Genomic DNA, 7,497 nt, shown 5'->3' with positions numbered 1-7,497 from the left:
TGCGCAGGGTAAAACAGCTTGCTACAGATTGTAATTAGGCAAAAGGTCGTGCATAGCCCAGTTTAACGCTTTGTAAGTGTTAACAAAAATAGCAAAGGGATGTGTTGTAACTGGCTTGTTAAATTTAAAAGGTCTTTAAATTCAGTGGTTTATTGTTTTGTTTTTACAGTGTGATCTTGTCATGCAGAATAGCGAAAAGGTCATAAAATCAGCAGGTTCAGCAGCAATCATTCTTTAGTCTAATAAAGGTGACGTTAGCCGCTATTTGCTTATTATAAATACAATTAGCCGCAAAGTTGCACAAAACGTAATAATTAAAAAGAGTATTTACTTAGCTGTAGCTTCGGTTTACAGCTTTATACCTACTAGGTATTTGAAACGAAATGCAATCACGAGCTAATTTAAGGGCATTTAAATCACTTAAAACGCCACTTGCTTTTTAATAATAAAACGATATTTTTTGCTACAATGTCGGCAAAGTAATTTAGGGTAAATAGCGTGCTGCCTGTTCAAGAAATATATAATTCACTCATTGATGCATTAAAAGCCAACCCAATCACCTTATTGCAAGCGCCGCCTGGTGCTGGTAAATCAACATGGTTGCCATTACAGCTTATGCGCGATGGGCATTATAAGCGCATCGTCATGTTAGAGCCGCGGCGCTTGGCGGCGAGAAATATTGCCAATTATTTAGCGCACTGCCAAAACGAAACGCTGGGGCAAAGTGTCGGTTTACGGATGCGAGGTGAAAGCAAAGTCAGCACACAAACTCGCCTTGAAATAGTTACCGAAGGCATGCTTACGCGCATGTTACAAAACGACCCTGAACTCAGTGATGTTGATTTACTTATTTTTGATGAGTTTCATGAGCGCTCTATTGCTGCAGATACCGCGCTGGCTTTTGCTTTAGAGTCGCAAGCGGCGCTGCGTGAAGATTTAACCATTATGTTGATGTCGGCAACCCTTGATAGCGAACGCTACACTGAGTTTTTTAATTGCCCAGTAATTCATTCAAACGGGCGAAGTTACCCCATTGACGAAATATATTGCCCAATAAAAGATGAAAGCCGCTTGCTTGATGCTATTCCATCAATAATAAAACAAGCACTCAATGAGCAAACAGGCAGTGCGCTGGTATTTTTACCCGGTCAGCGAGAAATACTGCGCGTGCAGCAAGCGCTGAGCGACTTGCCCAGTGATTGTATTGTTGCCACATTATTTGGCGAACAAGATAAAGCCAATCAACAAGCAGCAATTGCACCAGCGCCTCAAGGGATGAGAAAAGTAGTATTAACGACCAATGTTGCCGAAACAAGTTTAACCATTGAAGGTATTAGAATTGTTGTTGATAGCGGCAAGCGCCGTGCAGCCAGCTTTAATTTAAAAACCGGTGTCACTGAGCTTACTACGCAAAGTATATCGCGTTCATCGGCAGTACAACGCGCAGGGCGTGCAGGGCGAATAGAGCCAGGGGTTGTGTATCGGTTAGGTTCAAAACAAACTTTTGAGAGACGAAACAGCCACGATAACCCTGATATTCTTACCTCAGATATTAGCCAACTGATGCTTGAGGCGAAGCAATGGGGCGCAAGCATTAGTGAACTCACCTTACTTGACCCGCCAAGTGAGCAACAATGCAGCCAAGCTACCAATTTATTATCTATGCTTGAAGCCATAGATAGTAACGGTAAGCTCACCACGCTGGGTAGTAAAATGTTGGGCTTTGGTGCCGATATTCGCTTAGCGCATATGTTATTAAAAGCGCAAATGTTAGAGCCACGATTAAATGGGATTTATCGCTTAGCTATTTATTTGGTGGCCTTACTAGAAAGCCGAGTTAGCACTGCCAATGAACTCAACCTAGCACTGCATAGTCAACAGCAGCGTCCGCATCCTGTGTTTAAGCAACAATTAAATTATTGGTTAAAACGCTTAAAATTTACCGATAGCCGCACAGATTTAAACACTGAACATTTAAGCTTATTAGTATCGCTTGGCTATCCAGATCGGATTGCTAAAAAACGCGGCAATGGCTACTTATTAGCAAATGGCGCAGGAGCTGAGCTAAACCCTGACTACTGGCATAATGACGAATACATAGCTATTGCCAGTATGGGCGGCCATAAAGGCGGACGTATTTTTGCGGCCACCTCGCTTAGTCCATTGATGCTCAAAGAATATTTACCGCATTTATTTACTGAGCTTACCCGCTGCGAGTTTGATGAAAAAGCCGCTCGGTTTATTCATCAAGATGAAGTGAAACTTGGGGAAATTATCCTTAGCAGCCAACCGAGCAAACATAAGCTTAATAAAGCAGAGCGGGCCAAGGCATGGTTTAGTTTGTTTGCCAAGCAGGGTTTTTCGTTGTTTAACGAGCAAAAAGAAAGTGAGCAACTACTTATTAGAATGTGCCTAGCTAGTAAATTGATGCCAGAGCAGTTTCCTGTTATTAATCAGCAGCAGCTAATTGACTCAGCAGGTGATTGGTTAGGGGTATACCTTGAAGATATTAAAACCCTTGAGCAGCTTAAAAAGTTTAATTACTTTGAGGCACTACAAAACTGCTTCAATTGGCAACAGCAAAGCGAGCTTAAATCTTTACTCCCACTGAGACTAACAGTACCAAGTGGTTCTAATATAAAGATTGATTACCAACTTGATGGCCCCGCCAAGCTTAGTGTGCGCATGCAAGAAGTATATGGTTTAACCAGTACGCCTATGTTAGCTAACGGTAAATTAGCATTGCTAATGGAGTTGTTATCGCCAGGTAAGCGTTCACTGCAGTTGACTCAAGACTTAGCACATTTTTGGAACAGTAGTTACCGCGAGGTACAAAAAGAGATGAAAGGGCGCTACCCCAAACACAGATGGCCTGATAACCCATTGACAGCACCCCCGGGGTACAAGTAAGTTTGACACTTTAAGGTGAGGTCTGCAATGGCATCTATAATGGATAAAAGAAAATCGAACCGGTTGATCACGTTAAGTCGTTTAGATTATACGGCTGGTGATGTAACAACAATCCCAGATAAAAGTGACTACCCGATTCGTGTTCCTTTAGAAAAAGGAAATGCAGATGAATTCTATTTTATACACAAAGAGTATTCTCTGACTAATTCTGATGATTCAGTTTACCATTTGCCATTTATTTTTAATGAGTGTGGCACGCCTTGGTATGAGGCTAACCTTTATTTTTATGAACGCTCAATGGAAGAAGATTTTAGTCGTGGTGGTTACAAAACCACGGATGAGATAAGAAAAGATGCGTCCATGCTGCTCGATTATAAGCTGTTTTGCGAAGATGAATGTATTGATTATCTCGACTTTAGTGCATCTAGGGCTGCTAAAAGACCAAGCTACAGGTACAGCCAATATCTGCTTCATCGTGATGATGTTTCGCCCAAAAATCTTAACAAGCGAACATTAGTTGTATATAAATTTTATGAGTTTGTTTCTAAATTACCGGGCTATACCCTAGATATGACAAGGGTGGATAAAACAAAACAAGCTTTTATTATCTTTCAAAATGGTTTTAAGAAACAGGTTACATTGCGTAGCCAAACAGTTAATGCTAGTTATCAACAAAAGCCTGTTCCTATAGGCTATGTCAGAGATGGTGGAGAAGATTTAAGACCTCTATCAAATGGTCAATGTGATGAACTAATTGATGTACTAAACAGTGGCGTTTTTTCAGTTGATGAGAGGCTAATTCACCTCATTGCGCTAAATACTGGTTGCAGAAAGCAGTCTATTTTCACAATGCGTATGAAACACATAAACCAGTTGTTCAAATCCTTAGAAGTAGCTGAGGGCTTAGAAAGCCTGCACAATATATCACAAGAACTCAAGGATGAAATATCTGCCGATGGAACGTTGGTTTTAAAAGCAGGTGGTAAAACTGGTATTGATACAAAGAACGGAAAACCGCAAAAGCTGCATTTTCCTCGAAGTCTTGTTCAGCAGATTCATACCTATGCTTTTTCAAAAGAATCCGCGAAGAGGAGGAAGTTATTTGAACAGCAATATGGTGATATCCTTAGTGAAGATGATATGTACTTATTTCTCTCAACCAACGGTAATTGTCATTATATGGCAAAAAACGATCCTCGGTACAGACAGGTCAAAACAAGACCAAAAGGCGAACATACTGACTATCTGAAAGAAAAATTGTTTAGGAATGTATCAGCCTCATTTCCCAAGAGTTTCACATTCCATTGGCAAAGAGCAACTTTTGCATATCAGTATTATCAGCACTTATCTCGATTGGTGGTATATAACGGAAAGACAAAGCTGAAACCCGGACAGCTTAGACCCGGTGATGAAATTCGAAAAATTCAAATTAGACTGCACCACACAAATAGGGAAACCACAGAGCACTATTTAAAACTTTTTGTTGAATTTGATGACAAGTTAGTAGCTCAAGATGGTTATGAAGAAATCTTGTTTAAAGGAATATTTTAATGGGCAGTATGAATAATGAACCAAAGTTAAGCTTTATTGAACGAGATACTATTGTTGTCACTCGTAAAGAAATAGGACAAGACTTTCTTCATCCTGAAAAAGTACGTTTACAACTAAGTGATGGTGGCAGAAAAAATCCAATTGATATAGGTGCATTTGCCTATACAGTCAGACAACCGCAAGAAAATTCTCACTTGTCTCACTTACCGACTAAGGTTTGTGAGGATTCGTTTAAATTAAGTAGAAGGGATTTACTTAACTCCATACATGATTATGTCGCAACCACACTAAACCGTGACACTACAGTAGGAACGCGCTTGAGAGATTTTGCGAACATACTTCAATGGATCGACAGCTCAGGTTTTAGTGATGCTTTCGATTCTGAAAGTCAATCTAGAGAAGCTTATAAAGCTTGGAAAGCGGAGTTAAAACACAGAATTCAGTCAGCAGAGGCCAAAATTACTCCTAAAACTGCTAATGAGAAGCAAAGGGAGTTGATCAAACTGTTTGAAATATATTGGGGCACGGATAAAACAAAAGAAATCATTCGAGAAATCCCAATCATAAAATTTAAGCGCAAAGAAGGTGAAGTGCCTGAAGAGCGGAATGTGCGTTTTGCAACAAAGACTTTTTTAAATCTCGCTAGAGGTTTGAAACATTTTGTGATGAGTAATGAATCTTTTCCTTTTTTGCTAAAAATGCCTGATTATGAGTGCTATGTTTTCCCAAGCAATAGTAATTCTTGTATCACACCGTACTTGCGAGAGGAGTTGTTTAGCTACAACTACCTAGAGGGTAGACTTTCAACAGCCGAAGAATACAAATTGAAATGTCCACGAAACATAAGTTTAAAGGAAGCCCAACGAGAGCTGGATAAAGCTCATAATAACTTGCTAAAAGTTAACAATGATCCGCGCAATATCAATCGTTTGAATTACGCATCTTTAGCAATTCAAAGCTACATGCAATTATTCATCTTAATGACCGGAATACATAGAACGGAGCTTCGCCAACTAAAATACGATGAAAGCTTTACTCTAGAAAGCGATTTGCTTAAGAATGACTTTCGTGCTGTTAAAATGAGAGCGGGTGAACGTGAAGTTGCGTATCACTTAGGAAATAGAAAGGGACTTGAAATCTTCAAAGAATATATTCAATTAAGAAATTGGTTATTGAATGGAGTGAATTGCCCATATTTGTTTTTTACAATAGATCGTAATGGATCATATACAGATAGTTACTCTCAATTGAAAAGTGACAACATCTATAGAGTTTATAGAAGCGTTAGAGGGAAGTTTTTTCCGCATTCTTTTAAGATAATTACAGCATCTCAAGTTCGTAAATATAAAACCTTAGTATGGAATGAGTTGAATGTAGCACAGGAAGTGATTGCTGATTCATTAAACCATACGATTAAAACTAATCATAAATATTACGCAGTCTCTAGTCCCGAAAAGCAACAAGAAGAGTTTGGATTATTTTTTGAATCCGCAAAAGCTGCCGCCACAAAAATTTTGGAGAGAAAACCGTCGCAAAAAATTCCCTTAAAGATTATTGATGGCGACACAAAATCTTCAGAAAATACAAATATTGCGTCGGGTCATTGTGATGACTTTCAACACCCCGAAGCTATGGAAGACGCTCCTCCAATTGAACCCAATTGTATGTCTCAAATCGGGTGTTTATATTGTGAACACTATGTTTGTCATGCTGATCAGGAAGATATTCATAAGCTTTATAGTTTACTTTATGTGATTGAAGCTGTTAGGGAAATGGCAACGGATTTTAACCATTCCGACTCTTTGCTGTTGGAGCTAAATATTCGAATCAAGCAAGTATTAGTACAGATTTCAGAAAAGTCAGAACGTATTAAATTATTGGTCGAAAATGTCAGAGAAGATGTAATGGAACATGGAATATTGACACCATTTTGGGAGTTTCGATTAGAACGTTATGAGCAAATGGGGGTGGTTGTTTAATGGTAGCTTCAAATCTAAGCCGAATATTTGCAGAAGAAGAGTGTAAGCAGGGAACAGCTCCAGATAGTTTTTTTTCTTCAAAGAACAAAGATTATCCTAGTGCGGACTTTGTGCTTTGTCGTGATATTAATGGAAAGCCGACTGCCATATATGGAGAGGATATATGGGATTTTAATCCATATCGTTTAAGTGGTAAAAAAATATCACAATTTCGATTTGATAATTTCCTTGTGGGAAAATCTCCTATCGAGCGTCGTTCTCTGGTAAATGAGGCAAAATACCTATTATTTTTGATCCAGTATTTCGCTGAAGGAGGCCACACAGGGAATATTGCAGTTTCTACGTTAAATGGATATTACCAAGTTATGGCATCTGCCATTGAATATTGTATCTCTCTGCAAGAAAATCGATTTATGGGGACTATTTCACTTGGTGAGTTATTTTCAAATAAGCGTCTTCTAAACAAATTCTTGAGTACAAAAGTTGGCACCAGTATTAAAAAGCGGACTCGTGCGATAGGTAATCACTTGAGCTACATTGGACAGGGTAGAGTTGGTTTCTCAGCAATTGCTAATCTAGAAATTGAAGTTGACGATAGTGAACAAACTCCAGTCATTCCAACTATGATCTACCTGTCATATATTAATCATTTGACTGATGAACTTAAGCATTTTGAGGGAAAGTTGGATGCTTTGCCCGATCTCTTAGAGAATTTCAAAGATACTTTCTACGGAAGATCTTATGAATGGCAGAAGTCTAATCGTGTTGGTGGAAAAGCTAAATGGCGGCCTGATATGCAGGAAGCACTGAAAATATACAAACTGGAAGATGTTTTCTCCGGGGAGTTGGCTGTTAATAGCTCCACGAGCCTTTCTAGCGTTCTAAAAGCAATTCAGTATCGAATGCGCTTAATACTGCACTTATACACTGGAATGCGAGATCAAGAGGTTATGCGTTTACCCTATGATTGTATCGAGCAAACGACTATCAGCGAAGAAGGAAATGACCCAGATGGAAAAGTAACCATAAGCAAACGGGTCGTAAAGCTTATTTCAAC

General features: G+C 39.1%; 4 protein-coding genes. All 4 read left to right on the top strand.

Annotated elements, in window-relative coordinates; translation table 11 throughout:
- Nucleotides 1-498 precede the first annotated feature (498 nt).
- Complete coding sequence (gene hrpB, locus P20311_RS08740; protein WP_008111835.1) at nt 499-2,910, top strand: ATP-dependent helicase HrpB; 2,412 nt, start codon at nt 499-501, stop codon at nt 2,908-2,910.
- Nucleotides 2,911-2,949: 39 nt separating this feature from the next.
- Complete coding sequence (locus P20311_RS08735; RefSeq protein WP_158307804.1) at nt 2,950-4,461, top strand: site-specific integrase; 1,512 nt, start codon at nt 2,950-2,952, stop codon at nt 4,459-4,461.
- Nucleotides 4,461-6,440: a hypothetical protein gene (locus P20311_RS18530; protein ID WP_008111832.1), complete on the top strand. Its 1,980-nt coding sequence runs from the start codon at nt 4,461-4,463 to the stop codon at nt 6,438-6,440. The genes P20311_RS08735 and P20311_RS18530 overlap by 1 nt, the downstream gene beginning before the upstream one ends.
- Nucleotides 6,440-7,497: hypothetical protein (locus tag P20311_RS08725; RefSeq protein ID WP_202945608.1), on the top strand; the 1,058-nt coding region annotated here is incomplete at its 3' end. The genes P20311_RS18530 and P20311_RS08725, both read left to right, overlap by 1 nt.

Source organism: Pseudoalteromonas sp. BSi20311 (assembly GCF_000239875.1).
Lineage (GTDB): Bacteria > Pseudomonadota > Gammaproteobacteria > Enterobacterales > Alteromonadaceae > Pseudoalteromonas.
This window is presented reverse-complemented; position numbering and strand designations above follow the sequence as displayed.